Source organism: Aliidiomarina sp. (assembly GCF_047920995.1).
Lineage (GTDB): Bacteria > Pseudomonadota > Gammaproteobacteria > Enterobacterales > Alteromonadaceae > Aliidiomarina.
Genome location: NZ_JBLRWZ010000001.1, coordinates 62105 through 88987, shown reverse-complemented (window position 1 = coordinate 88987; position 26883 = coordinate 62105). Strand labels below are relative to the sequence as shown.

Annotated in this window: 19 protein-coding genes; 10 read left to right on the top strand and 9 right to left on the bottom strand. The window is 48.7% G+C overall.

All coding sequences use genetic code 11. The features are described 5' to 3' along the window. Positions 1–9: 9 nt before the first annotated feature. A complete protein-coding gene (gene xseA, locus ACNA7P_RS00405) occupies positions 10–1392 on the bottom strand; it encodes an exodeoxyribonuclease VII large subunit (protein ID WP_416256624.1) in 1383 nt (460 codons plus the stop codon). Between the two features lie 245 nt (positions 1393–1637). On the opposite strand from xseA, the gene guaB reads away from it, so the two are divergent. The 4 genes from guaB (at position 1638) to tadA (ending at position 7191) form a co-directional block, all read left to right on the top strand. Then, positions 1638–3104 (top strand): IMP dehydrogenase, encoded by a 1467-nt coding sequence (gene guaB / locus ACNA7P_RS00400; protein WP_416256623.1) that lies wholly within the window; start codon positions 1638–1640, stop codon positions 3102–3104. Positions 3105–3246: 142 nt separating this feature from the next. After that, positions 3247–4824, top strand: a complete 1578-nt coding sequence (guaA, locus tag ACNA7P_RS00395) for a glutamine-hydrolyzing GMP synthase (RefSeq protein WP_416256622.1) — start codon at positions 3247–3249, stop codon at positions 4822–4824. Positions 4825–5216: 392 nt separating this feature from the next. Then, a complete protein-coding gene (locus ACNA7P_RS00390; RefSeq protein WP_416256621.1) occupies positions 5217–6608 on the top strand; it encodes a Na+/H+ antiporter NhaC family protein in 1392 nt (463 codons plus the stop codon). Positions 6609–6672: 64 nt separating this feature from the next. Further along, positions 6673–7191, top strand: coding sequence for a tRNA adenosine(34) deaminase TadA (gene tadA / locus ACNA7P_RS00385; RefSeq protein ID WP_416256620.1), 519 nt, complete (start codon positions 6673–6675; stop codon positions 7189–7191). 6 nt (positions 7192–7197) lie between these two features. On the opposite strand, the gene ACNA7P_RS00380 is transcribed toward tadA, so the two are convergent. Together ACNA7P_RS00380 and mltF are read right to left on the bottom strand one after the other, a co-directional pair. Continuing rightward, entirely contained in the window at positions 7198–7383 is a 186-nt protein-coding gene (locus ACNA7P_RS00380) for a hypothetical protein (RefSeq protein WP_416256619.1), read from the bottom strand. 1 nt (position 7384) lies between these two features. After that, the gene (gene mltF, locus ACNA7P_RS00375; protein WP_416256618.1) at positions 7385–8818 is read right to left on the bottom strand and encodes a membrane-bound lytic murein transglycosylase MltF; all 1434 of its coding nucleotides are present in this window, start codon (positions 8816–8818) and stop codon (positions 7385–7387) included. 182 nt (positions 8819–9000) lie between these two features. On the opposite strand from mltF, the gene purL reads away from it, so the two are divergent. Further along, positions 9001–12903: a phosphoribosylformylglycinamidine synthase gene (purL, locus tag ACNA7P_RS00370; RefSeq protein WP_416256617.1), complete on the top strand. Its 3903-nt coding sequence runs from the start codon at positions 9001–9003 to the stop codon at positions 12901–12903. Between the two features lie 61 nt (positions 12904–12964). Here purL and ACNA7P_RS00365 read toward each other — a convergent pair whose 3' ends face one another. From ACNA7P_RS00365 to ACNA7P_RS00345, 5 genes are all read right to left on the bottom strand, one after another. Then, positions 12965–13384, bottom strand: a complete 420-nt coding sequence (locus tag ACNA7P_RS00365; protein WP_416256616.1) for a helix-turn-helix domain-containing protein — start codon at positions 13382–13384, stop codon at positions 12965–12967. An 11-nt stretch (positions 13385–13395) separates the two neighbouring features. Continuing rightward, positions 13396–13698, bottom strand: a complete 303-nt coding sequence (locus tag ACNA7P_RS00360; RefSeq protein WP_416256615.1) for a type II toxin-antitoxin system HigB family toxin — start codon at positions 13696–13698, stop codon at positions 13396–13398. A 374-nt stretch (positions 13699–14072) separates the two neighbouring features. After that, positions 14073–15443 (bottom strand): alkaline phosphatase, encoded by a 1371-nt coding sequence (locus tag ACNA7P_RS00355; protein WP_416256614.1) that lies wholly within the window; start codon positions 15441–15443, stop codon positions 14073–14075. Positions 15444–15472: 29 nt separating this feature from the next. Continuing rightward, positions 15473–16066, bottom strand: a complete 594-nt coding sequence (smrA, locus tag ACNA7P_RS00350) for a DNA endonuclease SmrA (protein ID WP_416256613.1) — start codon at positions 16064–16066, stop codon at positions 15473–15475. A gap of 159 nt (positions 16067–16225) precedes the next feature. Beyond that, complete coding sequence (locus ACNA7P_RS00345) at positions 16226–17419, bottom strand: DcaP family trimeric outer membrane transporter (RefSeq protein WP_416256612.1); 1194 nt, start codon at positions 17417–17419, stop codon at positions 16226–16228. Positions 17420–17607: 188 nt separating this feature from the next. Here ACNA7P_RS00345 and acs point away from each other — a divergent pair, with 188 nt between their 5' ends. Together acs and ACNA7P_RS00335 are read left to right on the top strand one after the other, a co-directional pair. After that, positions 17608–19551, top strand: coding sequence for an acetate--CoA ligase (gene acs / locus ACNA7P_RS00340; protein ID WP_416256611.1), 1944 nt, complete (start codon positions 17608–17610; stop codon positions 19549–19551). Between the two features lie 42 nt (positions 19552–19593). After that, on the top strand, positions 19594–20247 hold the full coding sequence (locus tag ACNA7P_RS00335; RefSeq protein WP_416256610.1) for a response regulator transcription factor: 654 nt from the start codon (positions 19594–19596) through the stop codon (positions 20245–20247). A 24-nt stretch (positions 20248–20271) separates the two neighbouring features. Here the strand turns inward: ACNA7P_RS00335 and ACNA7P_RS00330 are convergent, their stop codons facing one another. Next, positions 20272–21894, bottom strand: a complete 1623-nt coding sequence (locus ACNA7P_RS00330) for a protein adenylyltransferase SelO (protein ID WP_416256609.1) — start codon at positions 21892–21894, stop codon at positions 20272–20274. A gap of 120 nt (positions 21895–22014) precedes the next feature. On the opposite strand from ACNA7P_RS00330, the gene ACNA7P_RS00325 reads away from it, so the two are divergent. From ACNA7P_RS00325 to ACNA7P_RS00315, 3 genes are read left to right on the top strand one after another with little or no spacing between them, the layout of a single operon-like run. Continuing rightward, positions 22015–23535: an aldehyde dehydrogenase family protein gene (locus ACNA7P_RS00325; protein ID WP_416256608.1), complete on the top strand. Its 1521-nt coding sequence runs from the start codon at positions 22015–22017 to the stop codon at positions 23533–23535. 33 nt (positions 23536–23568) lie between these two features. Beyond that, positions 23569–24705, top strand: coding sequence for a nitric oxide-sensing protein NosP (gene nosP / locus ACNA7P_RS00320; RefSeq protein ID WP_416256607.1), 1137 nt, complete (start codon positions 23569–23571; stop codon positions 24703–24705). Positions 24706–24734: 29 nt separating this feature from the next. Then, entirely contained in the window at positions 24735–26870 is a 2136-nt protein-coding gene (locus ACNA7P_RS00315; RefSeq protein WP_416256606.1) for a NahK/ErcS family hybrid sensor histidine kinase/response regulator, read from the top strand. Positions 26871–26883 lie beyond the last annotated feature (13 nt).

Sequence of the window (26883 nt, the reverse complement as noted above, 5' to 3'; positions counted from 1 at the left end):
GCGACAAAGCTACTTTCTATCGGCTTTGTCGCCACCCGCTGCAATTCGCTCCACCTTACTGATCACTTCACCTTCAGCAAAGCGCGTACGCAACATATCGCCAGTGTTTAACTGCTTAGCGCTGCGAACAATATCGCCATTCTCAGCAAAACTAATCGTATAACCACGCTCCAAGGTATTCAGCGGGCTAACAATACTTAGCGCCTGGTGGGTGGCTGCTGCCCGTGCATTAGCGCGATTAAGCTGCACTGTTAACGCTTGCAAGCCCTGTTGGCGTAGCTGCTCGATTCGTGTTTGCAGTTGTTGAATTTGTAATTGCGGATTTTCTCGCCATAGCCTCTGCTGAAGTTGTTGCTGGTGCTGTTTAGTGGTATTGAGGTTGCGGGTTAAAGCGCGTTGTAGCCGCTGCGTATATTCATCTAGCTGCTGGCTTTTACTTTCCAACCGTTGTTGCGGGCTAAGTGGTTTTAAACGCTGTAATAAGTGCTGAAATTGCACCATTCGTTGTTGTTGGTATTGTTGTTGGCTGCGCGTTAAGCGTTGCGTAAGCATTGCCAAGTAGCGCATGGTTTCACTGCGATCTTGGCTTACCAGCTCAGCTGCAGCTGAAGGGGTTGCCGCTCGCACGTCGGCAATAAAATCCGCAATGGAAAAATCAACCTCATGGCCTACGGCGCTAATTGTAGGAATAGGGCAAGCAGCAATATCTCGCGCCAAGCCTTCGTCATTGAAACACCACATATCTTCCAATGAACCACCGCCACGGGTAAGTAACAGTGCATCTACTTCATTTCGCGCAATGGCAACGGCAAGCATTTGCCGAATTTGCGCGGCGGCTTGGGCGCCCTGAACCTGAGTAGGGTATACAATTACGCGCAATTGCGGATCGCGCCGCTGTAATACACTCAATACATCGCGAATGGCGGCCCCAGTAGGTGATGTAATCACACCTAAGGTGCGAATGGGGGTAGGCAACGGCTGTTTCCGTTCACTGGCGAACAAGCCCTCGTTGTGCAGCTTAGCTTTCAACGCATCGAATTGCTGCTGCAATAAGCCTTCGCCAGCCGGCTCCATGCTATCGATAATGAGTTGATAATCGCCGCGTGGTTCGTACAAGCTAAGGCGTCCACGCACCAATACTTGCATACCATTACCTACCCGCATGCGCACCCGCGTGTTATTACCGCGAAACATGGCGCATCGTACTTGCGCTTGTTCATCTTTCAAAGTGAAGTACCAATGCCCAGAGCCGGGGGCAGAAAAGTTAGAGATTTCACCGAGCAGCCACAACGAGCCAAACTGCGCTTCTAGCAAACGGCGCACCGCGCTATTTAACCGCGAAACCGTAAATATTTGCCGTTGTGCATTGTCTGCAGGAATATCGTCCAACATAAGTGATTACTATCCTTTCACGAGTGGTACCAAACGGGGAGAATTACAGAACAAATACTAGCAGGAATAGCGCAGGGAATGGCGATATTTTTTAGCAGCAAAATGCGCATTAAGCACAATATAAACGGCAACAGAACTAAATTCTAAAGAAAAAGCGTAAGATTTTGTTTACCTAAAGCCTGATAGTGAGTAAAATACCGCCGCAACATTGATCTAGTCATTCACCTCTAACGAGAGATGTTGCCATGCTAAGACTTGCCCAAGAAGCCCTCACCTTTGATGATGTACTCCTGTTGCCTGCGCACTCTACTGTGCTGCCGCATACAGCTAATTTGAATACGCGTTTAACCCGTTCCATTTCGTTAAATATCCCACTTGTTTCTGCTGCCATGGATACGGTTACCGAAGCTGATCTCGCTATTGCCTTAGCGCAAGAAGGCGGAATCGGTTTTATTCATAAGAATATGAGCATCAGTGAGCAAGCGGCACACGTTCGTAAAGTGAAAAAATTCGAAAGTGGCATAGTTGCCGATCCGGTAACGGTAACATCGAAAACCACCATAAAGCAGGTGAAAGCGCTTGCTGCAGAGCATGGTTTTCATGGTTTTCCAGTAGTAGATAACGGCCGATTAGTTGGTATTGTTACTGGCCGTGATACCCGTTTTGAAGAAGCGAACAATAAGCTTGTTTCTGATGTAATGACCCCAGAAGATCGCTTAGTAACCGTTCGTGAGAACACGCCAAGCAAAGACATTCTGCAGCTCATGCACAAACACCGCATTGAAAAAATTCTTATCGTAAATAACGCTCATGAAATGCGCGGCATGATCACGCTGAAAGATTTTGAAAAAGCAGCGAACAAACCAAACGCCTGTAAAGATGCTCAAGGCCGCTTGCGCGTAGGCGCAGCTGTAGGCGTTGGCGCTGGCACCGAAGAGCGCATCGCTGCGTTAGTAGATGCAGGCGTTGATGTAGTGTTAATTGATACCTCACACGGCCATTCCGAAGGTGTTTTAGAGCGCGTACGAGCTACCCGCAAAGAATACCCAGAGTTGAATATTATTGGCGGTAACGTAGCAACTGCAGAAGGCGCTGTAGCGCTTGCAGATGCTGGCGTAGATGCCGTAAAAGTGGGCATTGGCCCAGGCTCTATTTGTACTACGCGTATTGTTACCGGTTGTGGTGTGCCACAAATCACCGCAATCTCAAACGCAGTAGCAGGCTTAGAAGGCCGGGATATTCCAGTAATCGCCGATGGTGGTATCCGTTTCTCGGGTGACATCGCTAAAGCCCTCGTTGCTGGCGCAAGCTGCGTAATGGTAGGTAGTATGTTGGCCGGTACTGAAGAATCACCAGGTGAAGTAGAACTTTACCAAGGCCGTTATTACAAATCGTATCGCGGCATGGGTTCACTAGGCGCAATGAACCAAAGCCATGGCTCTTCAGATCGTTATTTCCAATCTTCCAATCAAGCTGAGAAGCTGGTTCCAGAAGGAATTGAAGGGCGAGTGGCGTATAAAGGCCCAATTGCAAACATTATTCATCAGCAAATGGGTGGCCTGCGTTCGGCAATGGGCTTAACTGGCTCTGCCGATATCGAAACAATGCGCACCAAGCCACAGTTTATTAAAGTAACCGCCGCTGGTATGGGTGAATCGCACGTACACGATGTGCAAATCACCAAAGAAGCTCCGAACTACCGCATGGGCTAAAGTAGGTGCTGACGATTGCCATCATGGAATGCTTCCACGATGGCCATCACTGATTGTGAGAATCGCTCAAGTACGTCCACGGGAGCATGTAGCGAAAGCCGCGAACGATTTAATTTTGGTTTTAATAGAGAATGGAAGGCACATGACACACGATATTCATCAGCACCGAATTTTGATTCTAGATTTTGGTTCGCAGTATACCCAGCTCATTGCGCGCCGTATTCGCGAAATTGGCGTTTACTGTGAACTGTGGGCGTGGGATGTGGATGCTGAGGATATTAAGAACTTTAATCCGAACGGCATTATTCTTTCGGGTGGGCCAGAAAGTGTACCTGCGCCGAATTCGCCGCGCGCACCTGAGTATGTGTTCGAAGCTGGTGTGCCAGTGTTTGGTGTGTGTTATGGCATGCAAACCATGGCTGCCCAGCTTGGTGGGGCGGTACAGGGTTCAAACTTACGTGAATTTGGTTATGCCCGCGTAGAGCAAATTGCCGAATGTTTGCTGTTTACCAATATCGAAGACGGCGTGAGTGAGCAGGGCTTGCCGTTACTCGATGTATGGATGAGCCACGGCGATAAGGTAAGCGATATTCCGCCGGGTTTTAAAACGGTGGCGAAAACCGATACTTGCCCACATGCAGCGATGGTGAATGAAGAGAAGCAATTTTATGGCGTACAGTTCCACCCGGAAGTAACGCATACGCGCCAAGGGTTGCGTATGCTTGAGCACTTTGTAATTGATGTATGTAAGTGTGAAAAGCTATGGACACCGGGCGCCATTATTGATGATGCAATCGCGCGCATTCGTGAGCAAGTAGGCACGGAAAAAGTGATGCTTGGTCTTTCTGGCGGGGTAGATTCTTCAGTTACCGCGATGTTATTGCACCGTGCAATCGGCGATCAGCTTACCTGTGTATTTGTAGATAATGGTTTATTGCGTTTGCATGAAGCAGATCAAGTTATGGAAATGTTCGGTGATCATTTTGGTTTGAACATTATTCGCGTAGATGCTGAAGATCGCTTTTTAGATGCATTGGCGGGTGTAGATGAGCCAGAGGCGAAACGCAAAGCGATTGGCCGTTCATTTATTGAAGTGTTTGATGAAAAAGCGCAAGAGCTTACCGAAGTAGATTGGTTGGCGCAGGGTACTATTTATCCGGATGTAATCGAATCTGCCGGTTCGAAAACGGGTAAAGCGCACGTAATTAAATCACACCATAATGTGGGTGGTTTACCGCCGGGAATGCGCATGAAATTGGTAGAGCCGCTGCGCGAATTGTTTAAAGACGAGGTGCGTAAAATTGGTCTTGAGCTGGGCTTACCTTACGATATGTTGTTCCGCCATCCGTTCCCAGGGCCGGGCTTGGGTGTGCGTGTGTTAGGCGAAGTGAAGAAAGAATATTGTGATTTACTCCGCCGAGCCGATGCGATTTTCATTGAAGAGTTGCATAAAGCTGATTTATATCACAAAGTTAGCCAAGCATTTGCGGTGTTCTTACCGGTACGTTCAGTGGGCGTAATGGGTGATGCCCGCAAATACGATTGGGTAATTTCCTTACGCGCGGTTGAAACCATTGATTTTATGACCGCGCATTGGGCACACTTACCGTATGAGTTATTGGGCCGCGTTTCCAATCGTATTATCAATGAAATTGATGGTATTTCGCGCGTAGTTTACGATGTTTCAGGCAAACCGCCGGCTACTATTGAATGGGAGTAGTCTGCGGTCTTTAAGTTATTGAAAAATAACGAATTGCGAGTTACAAAAAAGTTACAAAGAGCCCCATTTTTGGGGCTTTTTTACAAAGAAAGTTACAAACGATCGCTGTCATTGCATGTCATTAGTACCGTAATGATGGAGTTTTTCGGCTTTAGTTTTGCCGAAGCCATTGCGGTTTTTATGATTCATTCCACGCTGATAGCTTCGGCTGCAATACCAGATGGGGAGTGAGCGCAGAGCGTATTCAGCGCGCAGGCTCAAATTTCCTTGTGAACTGATGGGTGTACGGGAAATATAGATAAAAAAATAGGGTGAATAATGCTATCTTTGCTGTTAAATCGGCAGCTTATGGTTGCTCAATATGCTAGCAAAAACAATAATAAAGGTGCTGTATGAATACAGAGCTCGGCTGGATAAGTTTACTCCCTTCGTTATTGGCGATTGTGTTTGCCATTCTTACCCGCCGAGTGGTGTGGGCGTTGTTGGGCGGCGTGTTGCTTGCTCATGTTCTATTATTTATGCCAGCATTTGGCACAGGCCTGCAATCGGGTGTTATCAGCCTTGGTGAAGTGCTGATAGCGCCATCAAATCAATTGATTTGGGGCTTTACCCTGGCCATCGGCGCACTGTTTGGCGTGCTCGAACGCGGTGGCACCTTCGGCCACTTTGTTACTGCACTGCAGCAAAAACAATGGGTACCCAACCGACGCAGAGCACGCTTGTTCACTTGGATTTTGGGTGTACTGGTATTCATTGAATCGAATGTATCAATTATGACCTCGGGCACTACCTCGCGCCCGGTGTACGATAGGCTCGGTATCTCTCGGCAAAAGCTTGCCTATATTATTGATTCTACCTGCGCTCCGGTGTGTATCTTAATTCCATTGAATGCGTGGGGGGCTTTTAACCTTGGCCTGATTGGCAACCAAGGTGTGAGTGATCCCATTAGTACGCTTGTTGCCGCTATTGGCTTGAACTTTTATGCCATCATTGCCCTGTTCTTGGCTTTATTTGTGGCTTGGAGTGGCTGGGCATTCGGGCCGATGCGCGCTTTTGAGCAGCAGGCTCAGCAGCGTTATGAGGCGGAGCCACACCATCATGCTACCGACGCGGTAAATCGTGGTGCGGTGGCTACCGTAATTATTAGTTTAGTTACCATGGTACTCATGGTGCCGGTAATGCTTTGGTACACGGGCGATGGCAGCATGATTGCAGGTAAAGGCATGCTGAGCGTGTTTGTGGCAATTATCGTAGCGTTGGTGATTGCTATTATCGGTTCGGTAATTACTTTGCGAACGTCGGCAAAGCTGATCATTTCTGCTATTTTGCGCGGTGCTTGGAAAATCTTACCGCTGGCGATAATTCTATGGATGGCGATTGCGCTAGGTGATGCCACGCGTACCTTGGGTTCGGGTGAGTACTTGGCAGGCGTGTTGAATGCAAGCTTACCGGTGTGGTTGTTGCCAGCGTTAATATTTTTGCTATCGGCGCTTACGGCCTTCGCGATTGGTTCGAGCTGGGGTACGTTCGCTATAATGTTACCATTAGCGATTCCATTGGCGGTAGGGTTGGATCTTCCCGTAGCCTTGTTTGTAGGTGCTTCATTAGCGGGTGGTATTTTCGGTGATCACTCATCACCCATTAGTGATACTACGATTATTGCCTCGTTGGCATCTGGCTCTGAGCACATCGACCATGTGCGTACGCAGTTGCCTTACGCATTTTTGGCCGCTGCATTGGCTACAATTGCGTATTTAATTGCTGGGCTGATGGTGAGCGGTTGATAGTGAGAGCAACTGTATTGGCAATAAACTGCACCAATAATTTAGGCGAAAGAGACGCACTGCCATGACCGAGATTACGAGCGAGCAACAGCAGGCAGATATTACTTTTATGCGGCGCGCTATGGAGCTCGCTGCTGAGGCCGAAGCTGTGGGCGAGGTGCCTGTAGGTGCGGTGTTGGTGTATCAAGGCAAGATTATTGGTGAAGGCCGCAATCGGGTGATTACCAAGTTGGATCCTTCCTTACACGCGGAAATGGAAGCTATTCGCGAAGGGGCGGCAGCCATCGGTAATTACCGTTTGCTCGATACTACGTTGTACGTAACCTTAGAACCCTGCCCAATGTGTGCTGGCTTGTTGGTGCATAGCAGAATTACCCGCTTGGTATATGGGGCTGCAGATGCGAAAACTGGGGCAGCGGGAAGTTTACTAAATTTGTTGCAACATGCGGGGTTGAACCACCAGGTAGAGATTACCGGTGGTGTGCTGCAAACAGAGTGTTCGGCACAATTATCCGGCTTTTTTGCGGCGCAGCGCGCGCGGAAAAAAGCACTTAAGCAGCGCTTGCGCGGCGAATCATCGTAACGAACCTTATTCTTTCTCTACTTTATTGAAGTTGCCACTTTCTGGATCGGGTGTGTTCGGGCAAATCATCAGCCGATTGCAGGTTTCAGTGAGGTAAAACCATTTATTACGGCGATCAACAATTGCTCGGCCGTGCCGTTTTAACAGTTGTTGCCGGCGTTCATTGCGTTTAAATCTCGATTTTAAAGCCATATTATTCTGCCGTAGTTGGGGAGTGAGCCCGTTCAGTAAACACGGATTCCATTGCCGGTAAGCGCCCTTGCTCATCAAGCCATACCAGCGTATCAAAATATCGCCGAATGTTCTCAACATATTGTACGGGCTCATCGCCCCGGGCAAAACCGAAGCGCGTAGTGCGGTAGTATTGTTTTTGCCGAAGTAGGGGCAATCGTTCTCGCACATCTACCCAGTAATCCGGGTTGCCGCCTTGGCGTTGCGTAAGAACCCGGGCATCTTCGAGGTGCCCTAAGCCAACATTATAGGCCGCAAGTGCCATCCACATCCGATCGGGCTCTTGAATGCGATCGGGTAACCGCTGGTGTAAGCGGCGCAAGTACTCGGCACCGCCGCGTACCGCTTGTGCTGGGTCTAAGCGGCTATTTACGCCCAATTCTTGCGCTGTAGGCAAGGTGAGCATCATTAAACCACGCACCCCAGTTGCTGAGCGGGCCCAAGGATCCCAGTGTGATTCTTGATAGCTTAATGCCGCTAATAGGCGCCAATCAAGATCGCCAGAATACTCTTGGAACAGTTCGAGATAATCGGGTAATAAGTTTTCTGTGGCGGCAATGAAAGCGCGTGTATCGACAAAATTAAATTCCGCAACATGGCCGAAATAACGATCCCATAGTTGCGCTAACTCGCCGGATTCATAATGTTCGCCAATGTACTCGATGGCTGCCGCATAGAGAGAATCATCGCTACCCGAGCGGAATGCCCATGATATCGGTACATTATCGCGCACGGTAAAGGCAATGCTCAAATTAGGAAATGCGCGCCGTTTAATATCGAGATGGTGGGAATCTACAATGGTGAAATCAATCTCATCGCGTATCACATGTTCTAACAACTCATCTGAATCGTAAAGATGGGTGCTGGTCCAATCCAGATGCGGGTATACCTCACTTAAGCTTTGCAGATATTCTTCGTGGCTACTGCCGGCTACAACACGAATTTTCCCTGTTACATCAAGCCAATTGCGGGGGCGATTAACGGCATTTTGGCGGAACACCAGCTTTTGCTCAACCATTTGATAAGGCGGCGAGAATTTCAGCCACTGCAAGCGGTTTTCAGTAACATCAATACCAGCTGCAATAAAATCAATTTCGCCCGCTTCGAGTTGCCGCCATAGCTCCCGAAGATCGTAGCTATGAACCATATTCAGTTGCACACCAAGTTGCTGCGCAAGGCCTCGGGCCAGCTCAAATTCGAAGCCAGCATCATGATTATCATGGCCAATGTAATAATTTACTGGGTTCATCATGGTGCCCACATGCACCACCCCGCGAGCTTGAATACGCTCAAGTTGATTCTGATCGATGCGCTCTTTAGTGCTCTCAATGCCGCAGCCACTAATGAATAGGATTAGCAATAACAGCAAGCCACTTGGTAACCATCGGCGCCGCATCCTTTCATTCTGTTGAAGTGTTCCGTAAATAACCATATTCACCAAATTCAATCCTGTGCGTCTTTCTAAGTTATAACAGAAGAGCGTATATTCTGCATTGTCATTTGTGTCGCAAAAGTGTGTAAATTTCTCTATAATATTAGCCCATCCTTATTCCTCAAAAGTAATCCGGAGCTTAACCAGTGGATATCCTGCGCGGTTCGCCTGCTTTGTCTGATTTTCGTGCTGAAAAACTACTTCAACGTTTACATGCAGAGGGCCTAGCGGTTACCTCGGTGTATGCTGAATATACGCACTTCGTGCACACTACCTTGCCGCTTACTGCAAGCGCGCAGCAAGTGTTGGAAAAGTTGCTAGAGTATGGGCCAAAGCGAGAGGCACACGCACCTGTAGGTAGCTTGGTGCTGGTAACCCCGCGAGTAGGTACAATTTCCCCATGGGCCTCAAAGGCTACTGATATCGCGCGTAACTGCGGGTTACAGGAAATTGAGCGTATCGAGCGTGGTGTAGCCTATTACCTTGAAGGTAATTTAAGCGCAGATGATATGCAGCGTGCCAGTTATCTGTTGCACGATCGCATGACCGAAAGCACTTTTGGCGATTTATCTGCAGCCAGTGCATTATTCCAAAGCCAACAGCCAGCCGCTTATACCACAGTAGATATCATGGGTGCAGGGCGCGCTGCATTGGCAAACGCCAATACCGAGCTAGGTTTAGCACTTGCCGATGATGAAATCGATTACCTTACGGAAAACTTCGAAAAACTTGGCCGCAATCCAGTAGATGCAGAGCTGTATATGTTTGCGCAAGCAAACTCGGAGCATTGCCGCCACAAAATATTTAACGCTTCATGGACAATCGATGGGGTTGAGCAAGAAAAATCATTATTTAAGATGATTAAGCGCACCTATGAAGCTACGCCAGAGTATGTGTTATCGGCATATAAAGATAATGCGGCAGTAATGACCGGCTCAGAAGCAGGCCGCTTTTTCCCAACCGCAGGTAGCGGAGAGTATCGTTACAATGGCGAACCCATCCATATTCTTATGAAAGTGGAAACCCATAATCACCCCACCGCAATTTCTCCATATCCGGGTGCTGCTACTGGTTCAGGTGGCGAAATTCGTGACGAAGGAGCTACCGGTATTGGTGCGAAGCCAAAAGCTGGTTTGGTTGGTTTTTCCGTTTCCAACTTACGCATTCCTGGCTTTGAACAGCCTTGGGAAGAAGATTTTGGCCGCCCGCAACGCATAGTGAGTGCGCTAGATATTATGCTAGAAGGCCCGCTTGGTGGTGCTGCGTTCAATAACGAATTTGGCCGGCCAAATATTCTTGGCTATTTCCGCACCTATGAAGAGCGCGTAAATAGTTTTAATGGCATGGAAATTCGTGGCTACCACAAGCCAATTATGATTGCCGGTGGCCTGGGTAACATCCGCGAAGAACATGTAGAAAAAGATGAAATTCCAGTAGGCGCGCCGCTAGTTGTACTCGGTGGCCCAGCAATGAACATCGGTTTAGGTGGTGGCGCAGCCTCTTCAATGGCCTCAGGCGATTCTTCGGAAGCACTCGATTTTGCCTCAGTGCAACGGGAAAACCCGGAAATGGAACGCCGTTGCCAAGAAGTGATCGATCGTTGTTGGCAGCTAGGTAGCGAAAACCCAATCGTGTTTATTCATGATGTTGGTGCCGGTGGTTTATCGAATGCATTGCCAGAGCTCGTAAATGACGGCGGCCGTGGTGGTGAGTTTAAGCTACGCGCTATTCCAAATGATGAGCCGGGCATGTCACCAATGGCGGTATGGAGTAATGAATCACAAGAGCGTTACGTGATAGCCATTGTCCCAGAGCGCTTACAGGTATTTGCCGATATTTGTGCGCGTGAGCGCGCGCCATATGCGGTAGTGGGTGAAGCCACAGAAGCGCAACACTTGCGCTTGTACGATGAAGTATTCGATAACTATCCAGTGGATATGCCTTTGGAAGTGTTACTAGGCAAAGCGCCGAAAATGCATCGGGAAGCGCAATCAACCAAAGTGCTTGGCGAAGCGTTACAAACTAGCAAAATTGCCATCAACGAAGCGGTAGAACGCTTATTACGTTTACCAGCGATTGCGGAGAAAACTTTCTTAATCACCATTGGCGATCGCAGCGTAACGGGCTTAGTTGCCCGTGATCAAATGGTAGGCCCATGGCAGATTCCAGTGGCGGATTGCGGTGTTACCGCAGCGTCATACGATAGCTATGCTGGTGAAGCCATGGCAATGGGTGAACGCACCCCAGTAGCACTATTAAACCACGCGGCATCAGCACGGTTGGCGGTGGCTGAAGCAATCACCAATATCGCGGGTACCGCAATTGGTGATTTCAAACATATTAAGCTATCGGCAAACTGGATGGCTCCAGCTGGCCACCCAGGCGAAGATGCCGGCCTATACGAAGCGGTAAAAGCGATTGGTGAAGAATTGTGCCCAGCGTTAGGAATTACCATTCCGGTGGGTAAAGATTCCATGTCGATGCAAACACGCTGGCAGGATAACGGCGAAGATAAAGCTGTTATCTCGCCACTATCATTGGTAATCACCGCCTTTGGCCGAGTTACCGATGTGCGTAAAACAGTAACCCCTATGTTACGAACAGGACGGGCAGAGCGCGAGGACAGCCGCCTGTTATTACTTGATTTAGGCCGCGGCAAGAATCGTTTAGGCGCTTCTTCATTAGCACAAGTGTATCGTGAACTTGGTGATGTGCCGGCTGATTTAGAGAGCCCAGAAGATCTGCGCTTCTTCTTTACCTTGCTGCAAGAGTTGGTAGCCAACGAAGAGCTTTTAGCCTATCACGATCGTTCCGATGGCGGCTTGCTGGTAACCCTAGCCGAAATGGCGTTCGCTGGTAATTGTGGCGTGGAAATTAGCTTGCCTACCGGAATCGATCCAGTAGCGGCATTATTTAGCGAAGAACTTGGTGGCGTGTTGCAAGTATCTGTGGAAGTTGCTGCACGAATTACCGCAGCTTGTGAAGCTGCTGGTAATGCCGATATGCTGGTTGATTTGGGTACCGTAAGTAGCGATAACCATATTCAGATCAGCCAAGGCGATAGCGTTATCTACACAGCGCCGCGCTCGCGCTTACGAGCAGTGTGGGCAGAAACTACGCATCAAATGCAGCGTTTGCGTGATAACCCAGCATGCGCCGACGAAGAGTTCACCGCGAAACAAGATATTACTAATCCAGGGTTACACGCACAGTTAAGTTATAACCCAGCAAACGATATTGCTGCGCCGTATATCTTAAAAGGCGTAGCACCCAAAATCGCGATTTTGCGCGAGCAGGGCGTAAACTCCCATTACGAGATGGCAGCTGCCTTTGATCGTGCCGGCTTCAGCGCTATCGATGTGCACATGAGTGACGTGCTCAGCGGCCGCGTAAGCTTACAAGATTTCCAAGCGCTTGCCGCTTGTGGTGGCTTCTCATACGGCGATGTGTTGGGCGCGGGTGAAGGCTGGGCGAAATCGGTACTGTTTAATCCAGCAGCTCGGGAAGAGTTTGCCGCGTTCTTCGCGCGCAACGATACCCTCGCGTTGGGTGTGTGTAACGGCTGCCAAATGCTTTCAAACTTGCATGAACTGATTCCGGGCGCGGAACATTGGCCGCATTTTGTTAGCAACCGCTCTGAACGCTTTGAAGCGCGCGTAGCCATGGTTGAAGTACAAGAGAACAATTCACCATGGTTCAGCGGCATGGCGGGCTCACGCATGCCAATCGCAGTTTCTCATGGGGAAGGGCGAGTAGAATTCAGCCGTAACAGCGCCGATGTAGCGTTAGCGGGCTTAACCGCAGGGCAACAGGTGGCATTACGTTACGTTGATAACTTTGGCAAGGTTACCGAAACCTATCCTGCGAACCCGAACGGCTCAGTAGGCGGCATCACCGGTGTTACCAGTGCCGATGGCCGCGTAGCCATTATGATGCCACACCCAGAACGCGTATTCCGCGCCATTAGCAACTCATGGTACCCAGAATCATGGGGCGAAGACGGCGCCTGGCTGCGCCTGTTCCGTAACGCGCGCAAACAGCTCGGCTAGCAAACTCCTGCGGAAACGCTTGTACCACTAAAGCGCTTCCGCGCTCCGCTGTTGCAGGGGATTAGAAAAAGAGGGCGGGGCTGATCTGGAAGCGTTTGGCTAGTTTTGCAATGTGTTCTTTGGTGAGATTGCGTTTACCGTTCAATACTTGGGAAACCATACTTTTTTTGCCAATTTCATGTTCGAAATCAGAAATAGTTAAGCCATGTTGCTGTATTAGTAACGATAAGGTGGCGATCCCACCATCTTTCTGCTCCACAGCGTTGTTAAAATCTGTGAATTCATCTGCACTATTTTCATAACGTTCTATGGAATTGCTTAGCGCGTTTATTAAAACAACGTTAGCATCATAGTGTTCGAGCAAATCTTCCATGATTGCTAAAGCTTGCTCATGGTCTGCCGCAGAGTTGATTTCACTCAGCACGGGATATCGTTCCACTATTTGTGCAGCCATTTCAGTAATATCTGCTTCTAAAATCATAACCAACCTCGTTAATTCCTATACTTTCGGCACAGCTGCTCATACTTGGTATGGGTAACAATGTGTTTTACATAAAGGCGCTGGTGCTTGAATTCTATAAAAGCTAAAAGCCTTAAATTATTACCGCCAATATCAATTACCCACCACTTTTCTTTGTATTTGAAATTATCTAGCGATTTAAAAACTGCCCTTAACTGCTCTGGGGATGTGGAATTTCCTAGTTTCAATATGCGATATGCCGTTGCAATTGCATTAGCATCGTTAGGGTATTTCGTCATTGCATCTGCGAATGGCTTTCTTGATATTACGTGCATAGTCACTCCGTTTACTATCTGTAAACTATAGACCATCCCGCCATAGTTTACAACTAGTAAACGAAGTGGCTATGTCGCATGCAAGGGTTAGGTTAGCTATCGTAGGGTATTCGCCGCATGCAGGGGGTGGGTTAGCTATCGTAGGGTCTTCGCCGCATGCAGAGGGTGGGTTAGCTATCGTAGGGTATTTGCCGCATGCAGGGGGTGGGTTTAGCTATCGTGGGGTGTCTGCCGCATGGATGCGGCAGCCAAGCCCCCATGGATGGGTTCACGGCGTCCCTACGATAGCTAAACCCACCCCCTGCAAAAGCGGCGTCCCTGCGGTAGCTGACCCCACTCCCTGCAAAAGCGGCGCGGAACCAAGGAAGCAGGCTTTAACGCACCCACTCGAAGAGTTGTTTGGCGATATCGGTTTGGTCTTGGAAGCCACGAAAGTGATCAGACCAAGGGCCGATGGCGATTACCGGAACATCTTCGCCCGTATGGCCGCCCGTTGTCCAACCGGCTCCGGTATGAAAACGTACGATATCTACGAGTACTTGTTGAATCTCAGCGCGGCGGCGATCGCTGCTGCTATGGGCTAGTGTTTTCAGCGCTTCCTGATGGTCAACCGTTAGTGGAAAAGGCAGATGCTTATCAATGTAGGCATCCCAATCAATTGCCGGCATTTCATTCATATCAACAGCCATGGTACGTAAACCGCGGCCGATGCGGTGAATATCGCCAGCGCGGAACTTATATTCGCCATCAGCGCCTAGCGTTAAACCACCCGTGCTGTGATCGGCAGTAAGAATAATTTGTGTGTTAGGGTTCTCTGCAGCGTACTCAATAAGGTACTCCATCAGCTCTTCTAGTTCGGCCATTTCATGCATGGCGCAAGCGATGTCATTGGCATGGCCGCACCAATCAACCATGGATGCTTCAATCATTAGCAGGTATGGCTTGTTGGCGTTATCTAGTAAGCGGATGCCTTCGCGGCTCATCATTTCTAAACGCTTTTCGTCATCAATTACGTACGGAAATGAATCTTCATAGAACAATCCAAGTAAAGGTAGGCGCTGCTGGGTTTTTAACTGTTCAAATGAATCAATTACACGAACACCGCGGTTATTTAATGTGCGCAAATGGCTTAAGCGATTACCTTCCTCATCTTCCCGAACGAAGTGGCGCCGCCCAGAGCCAAGTAACAGATCAAAAGGTGGCTTGCCATGTGCGTTGAGCGTAGACATTTGGTCGGCAATTTCATCTTCCATACGCCGCGAGGGAACATGAGCAAAAAATGCTGCTGGTGTTGCATGGGTAATGCGGGTGGTGGCGATTGCGGCTGTTAACCACCCTTGCTTGCGAGCATGCTGCATGATCGTTGGAATGGCATTGCCTTCGGCATCCACACTAATAGCGCCATTGTAGGTTTTTACACCGGTAGCTAATGCAGTGGCTCCTGCCGCCGAATCTGTTATCAAGGTTTCGCCGGCAGGAAAGGTGCTTGCCACACCTACGAGATACGTATCGAAAATCGTAGGCTGAATATCGTTGGCCTTGGTGTAATTGCGGCCGTCTTTAAAGTAGCGGTAGGCAGATAAAAATGGAAAGCCCATGCCATCGGCAATCACCAAAATTACCTTCTCAGGTGGTTCGCTAACTTGGTTCGCAGAGCTGGCATTAGCTAGGGGTGCCATAAATGTACACGCAGTCATGAAGATGATGCTGGTGGTTTTTAATTTTTGCCAAGGCTTATTGAACATAATCATTTCCCTTTTCTTGCAATAGCAAGCTATCGTTTTCTATTTTGTTCTTTGGTGGCGAGTTTTACTGTTGGGTTTTTGCGCAGCATTACATAAGTAGCGCCGCTGCCACCGTGAAATTTCTGTGCCGAATGCATTGCTAATACCGGTTCTAATTCTGGTAGCCACTGATTACATAGCGATTTCAACAATGCAGGCCGTGGTTGGCTGCGCAACCCTTGGCCGTGAATTACCAACGCTGTGCGTACGCCATCGCGATAGCACTCTTGAATAAACCCGGCCACCTCTTTGCGTGCTTCAGTTACCCGCATCTTGTGCAAATTCAAGCTGGCTTGTGGTTCATAGTTGCCACGTTTTAATTGCCGAAACACGCCGTCTTGAATGCCATCTATTCGCCAGCTAATGATATCAGTGGGCTCAAGCCAATCGCGCACTTCTTCACTTAACGCGGCTGCTGCTTCTTCCTCTTCCCGAGCTTCAGCCGCACGGCGGCGCTCGGCAAGCGTTTCTGCAGTGGGTTTGCTGGTTGTGGTGGGCACAACATCAGCGCTTGGTAACGGCTTTACATCCTGCATAAGCTCACGAAATAAATCGCTATCGCTAGGGGAATCATCGTGGGCCATAAAAAACCTCCGCTACTCGAAAAACACCTGAGTAGCGGAGTTTACCAAAAAATTGTGGGGGGTAGCCAAATAAAAGGAGCGTAAGCGACGACTAGTGCATCGCTTACGCTGAATTGATGTGTGTGGACAACTTAAAACGATTCTCTTAAAACGATTCCCCTAGAACGAGTACATCGCACTAAATTGCACGCGATCGAGGTTTCCTTTGCTGCCACTAAGTAATTCGCGGGTAGCGCGGCTTATTTCAGCGCCCACTACAAGCTTTTCATTTACTTGATACATCAGGTTCGCCGCTAGCCGTTGGGTGTAATCATTGGCGTTAATGCCGGTGTATTCGCGTTTATCTTCGAATTTACCTCGCGTAAAAATAACGTTGGTGCGGTATTGATCGCTCCAAACATGCCGGTAGGCGAGGGTGATACCGGTGTACCCTAAGGTATCTAAGTTTAAGGTATCATCCACAACTGCATCGTTGGTAGAGTTCACTCCTACGTAGCGACCAATCCCTTCACCATGCACAAAACCGACGCGAATATCATTGGCGCCCAAATCGATTTTGGTTGAAAGATTAATACCATAGCCATTTACCGTATCGTTTACGCCGTTTTCTCGAAACTCTAAGCGGCGCACTACGGCCGCCACGCTGTAGTGAACGTTATCGATTCTGGTTTGATAACGAGCGGTTAAATCAGGCATAGCAGTATCACCCGTAGTAATGCGAGCAGTACCACCTTGATTAGGCGTTATCGTGGTTTCCGGTGCCTCTACAGCAAAGCTCCAGCCATTACCCATGGTGTAACGTAACTGTGGTTGCCGGTTGAACACAATACCATCGGGAGCGCCAATGAAATCGGGCGATTCAGGAATAATCGTTACATCTTGGAAGTTACTCCAAAATTGCCCCACCAGCCAATTTCGGTATTGAATAAAGGCGTGGCGAACCCGTGGAGAATAAGAGTTGGTTATGCGCTTATCGCCGCCTGGCGTGGCAAGAGAATCAAATTCGAAGTATCCCGATATTTTTTCACCATTTTCCAAGGTTTGCGTAGCGCGGAAAAAGAAACGGCTTTCCCGTGCATGAAAATCGGTGTAAGTATTACTGGCGCCATCGCCTACTGGAGTAAGGCTGGGAATATAGAAATCGCGGCCAATGCTACCGGTAGATATCTTGCCGCTATCAGTGCGGGAGATGAGTGCATCTACTTTAATATAGCCACCAAACTGATATTCTGTTTCGGCGTTGGCGCTCGCCATTGTTGCGAAACCACCAAGAATAAGGCTGGTGGCGAGTGCTACTGAGCTTATTTTTAAGCTCAGGTTTGATTTTTTTCGCGGAGTGCTTAAACGTTGCATTGTTAATTCCTCGTTGTTAGCAATCAACAGATTGCTTCAGCACGAATAATTGCAGTAATGTTACTAATGTGTGCATTCTCTTAGCATTCGGGAATATGCAGTTTTGGTCAATCTAGACTATGGTCTAATAGGTTTCAGGCCGCGAAATCAGTACAAATGAGCACTATAAAAATTCAGGAGGAAAGCCAATGTCAGCACACGTATACCCAATGCCAGAAGCAGTAAAAGCTGCTGCGCGTCTGAATCCAGAAAACTATTTGCACAAATACAACGAATCAATTACCGATCCAGAATCCTTCTGGGGTGAAGAAGGGAAGCGTATTACATGGTTCAGCCCCTATTCTAAAGTGAAGCAAACTAGCTTTGCGCCGGGCAACATTGATATTCAATGGTATGCCGATGGCACATTGAACGCTTGCTACAATTGCGTGGATCGTCATTTAACCAACCGGGCGGATAAAACGGCGATTATTTGGGAAGGCGATGAAGTTGATGTGCAAAAAAACATTACCTTCCGCGAGTTACATGAACATGTGGCGCGTTTTGCGAATGGTTTGAAAAAACTAGGTGTGAAGAAAGGTGACCGTGTGGCGATTTATATGCCCATGGTGCCAGAAGCTGCTTATGCCATGTTAGCGTGCGCACGCTTAGGTGCTGTGCACTCAGTAATTTTTGCTGGTTTTTCGCCGAATGCAATTGCTGATCGCGTGAACGATTGCCAAGCTAAAGTAGTGATTACTTCTAACGAAGGGCGCCGCGGTGGTAAAGGCGTAGCGTTGAAACCAAACGTAGATCAAGCGTTAGCGAAAGATGCCTGCCCAACAGTTGAAAGTGTAGTAGTACTGAAGCACACCGATGTTGCTTACGATATGCATGATGGCCGCGATGTGTGGTGGCATGAGTTGATAGGTGATTGCGATACTGATTGCCCAGCAGAAGTAATGAATGCCGAAGACCCATTATTTATTTTGTACACTTCCGGCTCTACCGGGCAGCCGAAAGGCGTAGTGCATACTACCGGTGGCTACATGGTGTATGCCGCCATAACCCACGAATATGTATTTGATTTAAAAGAAGATGATGTGTACTGGTGCGCCGCTGATGTGGGTTGGGTTACCGGCCATAGTTATATTGTGTATGGCCCACTCGCCAATGGAACTACAACGTTAATGTTTGAAGGTGTACCTACCTATCCGGATGTTTCTCGTATCGGTAAAGTAGTGGATAAGCATAAGGTAAATATTCTCTATACCGCGCCTACAGCGATTCGTGCACTAATGGCGAAAGGCGATGCTGCCGCGAAGGGCAGTAAGCGCGATACATTGCGTATTTTAGGTTCGGTGGGTGAGCCCATTAACCCAGAAGCGTGGGAGTGGTATTACAAAACCATCGGTAACAGCAAATGCCCGATTGTAGATACCTGGTGGCAAACAGAAACGGGCGGTATTTTAATCGCACCATTCCCCGCCGCAACCGATATGAAACCGGGCTCGGCGATGCTGCCATTCTTTGGCGTAAAACCGAAATTAGTAGATAACGAAGGCACGCCGCTTGCAGGCGCTACGGAAGGTAATTTAATTATCGAAGATTCGTGGCCGGGGCAAGCTCGCACCTTATGGGGTGATCATGAGCGCTTCGAGCAAACCTACTTTAGTACGTATAAAAATGTGTATTTCACTGGTGATGGCGCGCGCCGTGATGAAGATGGCGATTTCTGGATTACCGGCCGGGTAGATGATGTATTGAATGTATCTGGCCATCGTTTGGGTACGGCGGAAATCGAGAGCGCGCTGGTTGCTCATGAGGCGGTTGCTGAGGCTGCGGTAGTAGGATATCCGCATGATCTGAAGGGCCAAGGCATTTATGTATACGTTACCGTGGTTGATGGTGTAGATGCGGATGATGAATTGCGCAAAGCATTGGTGCAATGGGTGCGCAAAGAGCTGAGCCCAATCGCTACGCCAGATTTCATTCAATGGGCCCCTGGTTTACCGAAAACGCGTTCGGGTAAAATCATGCGCCGCATTTTGCGCAAGATAGCGGGTAACGATTACAGTAATTTAGGCGATACCTCTACGCTAGCCGATCCTAGTGTGGTAGATTCTCTTATCGAGAACCGATTAAACCGCTAAAGGATAGGAAGCGAAGTGTGTAGCGCTTCCGGATAAAGTGCTATGACCCGATTACTGATCGCCGACGATCACCCCTTATTTCGCGAGGCTCTGCGAGGAGCCCTCGCGAATCATTTTGCCGATCTGAATATTCGTGAAGCCGATACTCTGGATTCTACACTTGAAGCTTTAAGTGTGGATGATGATATCGATCTACTGTTGCTCGATTTGCACATGCCGGGTGCAGGTGATTTGTATGGCCTGATTCGTATTCGCAATGATTATCCTATGCTTCCCGTAGCGGTTATTTCTGGCGCTGAAGATCCGCAAGTGATCGGCCGTTGCATGGGTTTTGGTGCGCTTGGGTTTATTCCAAAATCATTGGCTTCTGCTGAGATTGCCCAAGCTATTGCTAGCATTCTTGATGGTGATGAGTGGCTGCCTGAAGGAATGGCCGAACAAATTGGTGATGTAAGCCAAGAAGATAAAGAATTAGCAGAGAAAATTGCCGATTTAACCCCGCAACAGTACCGCGTGCTGTATTACGTGCACGAGGGCTTGTTAAATAAGCAAATTGCTTATCAACTGGGCATCACCGAAGCTACGGTGAAAGCTCACATGACCGCTATTTTCCGCAAGTTGAACGTATATAGCCGCACGCAAGCGGTGCTATTGGCCGAACGTTTGCAACTCTCGCCACCGGAAAATACGCCCTAATCAGCTGCCTTAGGTGGCAGAACCTTAGGTGCCACAAAAGGTGCGTTGCACTTGTTCATTGGCTGCAGGCGCTTCATATAACTCCAACTCAAGCTCCGTACTGGGCATTTTATAGGGCGTTTGCCAAGCATTCAGCAATTGGTAAAACCGCTCCAGCGAGCCCCGCTCTTCTACTGCAGTTATGGCCTCAATAATACGATGGTTACGTGGAATTAGTGCCGGGTTCACTTCTTGCATACGGGCAATGGTAGCGGCAATAGGGCGGCTGTTTGCTGCTAGGCGCTGAAGATAACGTTGGCGCCATTGCAAATACTCATTCGGCTCGGCAAATAAGGTTGCAGTAGCAGCCTTTGGGCCGCTGCTGGCACTACTGCCATCGAGTTCATTCGCCAGCTGCCAAAATGCGTGGGTGTAATCAATTTCATGTTGTTGCAAAAGCACCAGAAAATCTTGAATTAAATTATCATCTTCCGCCTCTGGCTGTTCAATGCCGAGTTTGGCTGCCATAGTTGCTAGCCATAGCGCTTCACTATGCTGGCTGTAGTTTGCCAGCACTTGCGTAGCAAGCGCTACGGCTTGTTCTTTCGGTTGCAACAGCGGCAAAAAGCACTCCGCTAAACGAGCCAAGTTCCATTGGCCGATTGCGGCTTGCTGGCTAAATGCGTAGCGGCCTTGGCGGTCAATCGCGCTAAATTTCTTGTGTGAGTGGTAGGTATCTAAAAACGCTGCTGGGCCATAATCGATGGTTTCACCGCAAATAGAGGTGTTATCAGTGTTCATTACGCCATGAATAAAGCCAACCCGCAGCCAATGATTAATTAACGCTGCTTGGCGTTCTGCTACCGCGGTTAAAAAAGCGCAATAACGCTGCGAACTTGCTGTTTTATCCGTGCCCTCAGGGGTGGCTGTATTGGGCTCAGGGCTGTTTGTATCGGGCTCAAGGCTGTTTGTATTGAGCTCAGGGCTGTTTGTATCGGGCTCAAGGCTGTTTGTATTGAGCTCAGGGCTGTTAATTCCCGAAAAATGCCGAGCAATAGCGTAATCAGCCAGCTGACGTACCTTTTCGCTACCGCCGTGCAGCGATGCAAATTGAAAACTGCCCACGCGCAAATGGCTGCTAGCCACGCGAGTAAATATGCCACCTGGCACGCCGCCTTGTTCTCGATATACCAATTCACCACTAGCCACAGCGGCCAGGGCTCGGGTAGTGGGAACACCTAGTGCATACATGGCTTCGCTGAGTAAATACTCCCGAATTACTGGGCCAATCGCCGAACGGCCATCACCACCGCGTGAAAATTCGGTTCTGCCGGCCCCTTTTAATTGAATATCCCAGTGTTTTCCGGCGCTATCTACCGCTTCAGCTAACAGCATGGCGCGGCCATCGCCGAGCTGTGGTACTAAGCTGCCAAATTGATGGCCTGCATACGCGTGGGCAATAGGGTGGGCCCATTCGGCTACTGCATTTCCACTCCAAATGGCTAAACCGGCATCATTAGCGAGCACATCACTGGGCAGTTGTAACTGCTCAGCTAATTCACTGTTGAAGGCTAGCCATTGCGGTGCCTTTACCGCGCTTGGGCTGGCTGCACGAGAAAAAAAAGAACCAAGCTCAGCTAAGCTGTGTTGCGCGTTAAATTGGGTCATAACTTCTCCAACTAAAGTATGAATTTTTTCATGCTCTTGGTGAATAGCGGTTGCCCTAACGAAAGGCATAGCATGGCTAAATAGGCTTTATTGTAGCAAACAAACAACAAGGTGAATGATATGATTTACGCACATCCAGGCCATGCAGATTCGCAAGTAACGGTGAAAGATCACTATGATAACTATATTAATGGTGAGTGGGTTGCGCCGGTAAAAGGCCAATATTTTGATAATGTATCGCCGGTAACCGGTGAAGCGTTTTGCAAAATTGCTCGTTCTAGTGCTGAAGATATTGAATTAGCCCTCGATGCGGCGCATGCAGCAAAAGCTAGTTGGGGTAAAGCTTCGGTTACTGAACGCTCTAATTTGTTACTAAAAATTGCCGATCGGTTAGAGCAGAATCTCGAGCAGATTGCTATTGCTGAAACTTGGGATAACGGCAAAGCCATTCGTGAAACCCTAAACGCCGATGTGCCTTTGGCAGTTGATCATTTCCGTTATTTTGCCGGTGTTATTCGTGCACAAGAAGGCTCGATTGGTGAAATTGATGGCAATACCGTAGCCTATCATTATCACGAGCCGCTCGGGGTTGTAGGGCAAATTATTCCCTGGAACTTCCCATTACTCATGGCAGCATGGAAATTAGCCCCAGCATTGGCAACAGGTAATTGCATTGTGTTGAAGCCAGCGGAACAAACGCCCTGGTCGATTTTGAAGTTTATTGAACTAGTGGGTGATATTTTACCTCCTGGCGTATTAAATATTGTGAATGGTTTTGGTAAAGAGGCTGGTGAAGCTTTGGCAACCAGCAAGCGCATCGCCAAAATTGCTTTTACCGGTTCTACGCCAACAGGTTCGCATATTCTGAAGTGTGCGGCGGAAAATATTATTCCTTCAACAGTAGAGCTTGGTGGTAAATCACCGAACATTTATTTTGCTGATGTGTTTAACCATGAAGATAGCTACTTGGAAAAATGTGTGGAAGGCGTTGTGTTAGCGTTTTTCAATCAAGGTGAAGTGTGTACCTGCCCATCACGCCTGCTTATTGAAGAAAGTATTTATGATAAGTTTATTGCACTGGTTATTGAACGCACCAAGAAAATTAAGCGCGGTAATCCACTTGATACCGAAGTAATGGTAGGTGCGCAGGCCTCGCAAGCGCAGTTTGATAAAATTATGAGCTACTTTGATATTGGCCGTAGTGAAGGCGCGGAAATTTTAATGGGCGGCGATAAAGAGCAGCTGCACAACGAGCTCGCCAAAGGTTACTATATTCAGCCAACGCTGATTAAAGGTAATAACAGCATGCGCGTATTCCAAGAAGAAATTTTTGGGCCAGTGGTATCGGTTACCACCTTTAAAGATGAAGCAGAGGCCTTGGCTATTGCTAATGATTCTGAGTTTGGTTTAGGGGCCGGTTTATGGACCCGCGATATGAACCGAGCTTACCGCATGGGCCGTGGCATAGAAGCAGGCCGCGTATGGACCAACTGCTATCACCACTACCCAGCTCACGCAGCCTTTGGTGGTTATAAAAAATCTGGGGTGGGCCGCGAAAACCACAAAATGATGTTAGATCATTACCAGCAAACCAAAAATATGCTGGTAAGTTACGATGTTAACCCAATGGGCTTCTTTTAAGCCCGCAGGGGTTTAATCATAAGGAAGCTTGCTATGGATACACCGATCATTAGTGCAATGTCGGTAGCCAAAAATCCAGCAACCGCAGTAGCGGAACTTGCAGCCCAGTTTGCCTCGGCAAACTTGGGCTTTTTGCTTTTTTTTTGCTCCACCGAATATCCGCTAGAGGAATTGGCAGCGGCGCTAGAGCACGAGTTTCCAGGCTTGCCAAAAAGTGGCTGCACCAGTGCCGGTGAGCTTAACTTACAAGGTTACGCGCAAGGCAGTATTGTGGCTTTAGGTTTTGAAGTTAATGAGTTTAGCGTGGCGATTGGCCCTATTCAGCAACTAGACACATTTGATTTACTGCAAGCGCAAGCCTTAATTGATACTTTGCTGCCATGTGAAGCCGAGTTTGGCCAACCGCAACGGCAAAGCTTTGCCTTAACTTTGTTTGATGGCCTTTCGGCGCAAGAAGAGTTGGCGCTGTTTTCATTGCAAACGGCTTTGGGGCGCATTCCCCATTTTGGTGGCTCGGCAGGAGATGATAATCAGCTTACCGATACCTATGTATACTATGCTGGCACCTTTCATACTAATGCCGCGGTGTTGTTAATGTTTACTACCGCGTTGCCGTTTCGAGTGTTTAGTACTCATCATATGGAACCACGAGCGGAAAAGTTTGTGGTAACGGCCTCCAGTGCCGATACGCGCACAGTATATGAGCTTAACGCCGAGCCGGCGGCAACAGCGTACGCTCAGTTTGTGGGTGTTACCACGGATCAGCTTAATGCTGCGGTATTTGCCATGCAGCCCTTGGCCGTGCGCATGGGCCATGAATATTTCGTGCGCTCAATTCAGCGTGTTAATGCCGATGGCAGCCTAACCTTTTATTGTGCTGTGGGAGAAGGTGCAGTGCTTACCGCCATGGAAACCCAGCCTATTTTGCCTGATTTAGAGCAACGTTTTGCCGCAATAGAAGGAGAAATTGGCATGCCGTTGGTTACTATTGCTTGTGATTGTGTGCTTCGCCGCCTTGAATGTGAACAGCGTAATGAGCAGGCGGCTGCTTCTGCATTTTACCAGCAGCACCACGTGGTGGGCTTTAATACCTATGGTGAGCATTTTAATGGTATTCATATTAACCAAACCTTTTCAGGCGTGGTTATTGGCCGAGGTGGTTATGGCTAGCCGAAGCAACAGTGCGGTTGGAGTAACAAATGGCAAATTATGATACCAGCGCTTTGGCCCAGCAGGTGGCAGATCAACAGGCGCAAATAGAGCGATTGCAACGCATTAATGCGGCGCTTATTCAACGTATTGAGCAGGGCGGATCGCCGCAATTGAATGGAGTGCATTCGCCCTTTGCCGCATTTCAGCATGCGGCGGTGCTCGCCGAACAGGTGCGCGAGCATACTCGTGCACTGAAGCACAGTGCCGATGTAAGCAAGCAAAAAGCACTGGCGGAAAAGATGCTTCTGCTGCAAAGCACGGTAGATAACCTTTCCCAAGGCGTGGCCTTGGTGAATAAAATGGGCCTGCTTGATGTGTGGAACCAAAAACTCCTGCAGCTCAGTGGCATTGTGCCTCGCCAATTACATTACCAACGCGATATTGTTGCCCTGTTTAAGGCAAGCCAATTTCCCCAGCCGGTTTTACTGTTTGCCGAAAATAAAGGTGAGCAAACGTTAGTAGATGGCCGCACCATTGCTTACGAACGTCACCATTTGCCAGATGGTGGTTATTTACTGGCGCTTACTGATATTACCGCCCATGCCTTGTACGCCGAATCATTGGCTGAAAGTGAGCGTTGGATACGCACGATAACCGATAACGTGCCGGCGATGATCGCATACCTATCGGCAGCCGGTATTTATGAGTTTGTGAACCGCGGTTATGCCGATTTTTACGTACCTCGGCAGCATACTATTTTACACCGCCATATTACCGATATTCATGGTGATACAGGTTTTGCGCGTTTGCAGCCTTACATTTATCAGGTACTGCAAGGCGATAACGTGGTGTTTGAGATTACTGAGAAAAATTTGCAAGGCGAACCTCGCCATTTGCTGAAATCTTATGTACCTAACATGGATAGCGAACAGCGCGTGCTGGGGTTTTTCGTGTTAAATCGCGATATTACCGAGCGCAAGCGCACCTCCGAGGCGTTGCGGCAAGCGAATGTGTTATTGGAACGGCGAGTGCAAGAGCGCACGGCGGCACTTAGCCAAGCAAAAAATGAAGCAGAGCAGGCGAATGCCTCTAAATCGCAATTTTTAGCGGCAGTAAGCCATGATGTGTTGCAGCCGTTGAATGCAGCGCGGTTGTTCAATGGTGCGATGCTAGATTTGCCGTTAGCGGAAAATGTTCGGCAATTAGCGAAAAAAGCTGCCCGCTCTCTCGATGATGTGGCGGATTTATTACGCACTTTGGTGGATCTTTCGAAGCTTGATGCGGGGGCTTTAGCGGCGCAAATTGAATCCGTGCCGTTACAGCCTTTATTACAGAGCTTGGCCGATGAAGCTGAAGCTATGTTAGCGCGGAAAAACATCCGCCTCCGTGTGCAGCCTACGCGATTGTGGGTGCGTACCGATAGTGCATTACTGGCGCGCATACTGCGTAATTTTATCAGTAACGCCTATCGTTATACGCCGGTGGGTGGTGAGGTGTTGCTAGGCTGTCGGCGACGGGCCAATGGAGTAGAAGTTCAAGTAATTGATACCGGTGTGGGTATTGCTGCTGAGCAATTACAGCAAATTTTCCAAGAATTTCATCGCTTACCGGAAGCAGAGCAGCACCATTCTGGCGGTTTAGGGCTCGGTTTAGCTATTGTGGAACGCTTAGCGCGCTTGCTGAAACATGATTTGCAGGTAAATTCTCAGTTGCATCGCGGCTCTGTATTTGCAGTTCAGGTGCCACTTACTGAAGTTGTGATGAGAGCGCCGGTGCAAAGTATAGAAAATCAGAGTGCATTAGATGAGGGCGGCGTGGTTGGCATTATCGAGAATGACCCGAATATTTGCCAAGCGCTTGAAAGCTTGCTTGGGGGTTGGGGTTATCGGGTGCATGTTGCGCTGAGCAGGCGGCAATTGCATGAACAGGGTAACTGGCTGCATGTACCATTGGATATGTTGTTAGTGGATTATCACTTGGGTAATGATTTAGGTACTGAGGTGGCGCAACAATTATTGCAAGAGCGAGCGGAGCAAGGTTTACCGTTGCCACAAGTGCTATTGTTAACCGCAAATCACAGTCAAGCGTTGCAAGAGCAAGCGCAGCAGTTGGGCTACAGCATTCTGCACAAACCGGCGCGGCCACTGCAGTTGCGTATGCTGATGCGGTCTTTGCGCCGGTAGCCAACTTGTGAGT

Excerpts from the sequence above, each read along its gene's own strand:
- xseA (WP_416256624.1), bottom strand. The coding sequence starts at position 1,392 with ATGTTGGACGATATTCCTGCAGACAATGCACAACGGCAAATATTTACG.
- guaB (WP_416256623.1), top strand. The coding sequence starts at position 1,638 with ATGCTAAGACTTGCCCAAGAAGCCCTCACCTTTGATGATGTACTCCTG.
- guaA (WP_416256622.1), top strand. The coding sequence starts at position 3,247 with ATGACACACGATATTCATCAGCACCGAATTTTGATTCTAGATTTTGGT.
- ACNA7P_RS00390 (WP_416256621.1), top strand. The coding sequence starts at position 5,217 with ATGAATACAGAGCTCGGCTGGATAAGTTTACTCCCTTCGTTATTGGCG.
- tadA (WP_416256620.1), top strand. The coding sequence starts at position 6,673 with ATGACCGAGATTACGAGCGAGCAACAGCAGGCAGATATTACTTTTATG.
- ACNA7P_RS00380 (WP_416256619.1), bottom strand. The coding sequence starts at position 7,383 with ATGGCTTTAAAATCGAGATTTAAACGCAATGAACGCCGGCAACAACTG.
- mltF (WP_416256618.1), bottom strand. The coding sequence starts at position 8,818 with ATGCGGCGCCGATGGTTACCAAGTGGCTTGCTGTTATTGCTAATCCTA.
- ACNA7P_RS00365 (WP_416256616.1), bottom strand. The coding sequence starts at position 13,384 with ATGATTTTAGAAGCAGATATTACTGAAATGGCTGCACAAATAGTGGAA.
- ACNA7P_RS00360 (WP_416256615.1), bottom strand. The coding sequence starts at position 13,698 with ATGCACGTAATATCAAGAAAGCCATTCGCAGATGCAATGACGAAATAC.
- ACNA7P_RS00355 (WP_416256614.1), bottom strand. The coding sequence starts at position 15,443 with ATGTTCAATAAGCCTTGGCAAAAATTAAAAACCACCAGCATCATCTTC.
- smrA (WP_416256613.1), bottom strand. The coding sequence starts at position 16,066 with ATGGCCCACGATGATTCCCCTAGCGATAGCGATTTATTTCGTGAGCTT.
- ACNA7P_RS00345 (WP_416256612.1), bottom strand. The coding sequence starts at position 17,419 with ATGCAACGTTTAAGCACTCCGCGAAAAAAATCAAACCTGAGCTTAAAA.
- acs (WP_416256611.1), top strand. The coding sequence starts at position 17,608 with ATGTCAGCACACGTATACCCAATGCCAGAAGCAGTAAAAGCTGCTGCG.
- ACNA7P_RS00335 (WP_416256610.1), top strand. The coding sequence starts at position 19,594 with ATGACCCGATTACTGATCGCCGACGATCACCCCTTATTTCGCGAGGCT.
- ACNA7P_RS00330 (WP_416256609.1), bottom strand. The coding sequence starts at position 21,894 with ATGACCCAATTTAACGCGCAACACAGCTTAGCTGAGCTTGGTTCTTTT.
- ACNA7P_RS00325 (WP_416256608.1), top strand. The coding sequence starts at position 22,015 with ATGATTTACGCACATCCAGGCCATGCAGATTCGCAAGTAACGGTGAAA.
- nosP (WP_416256607.1), top strand. The coding sequence starts at position 23,569 with ATGGATACACCGATCATTAGTGCAATGTCGGTAGCCAAAAATCCAGCA.
- ACNA7P_RS00315 (WP_416256606.1), top strand. The coding sequence starts at position 24,735 with ATGGCAAATTATGATACCAGCGCTTTGGCCCAGCAGGTGGCAGATCAA.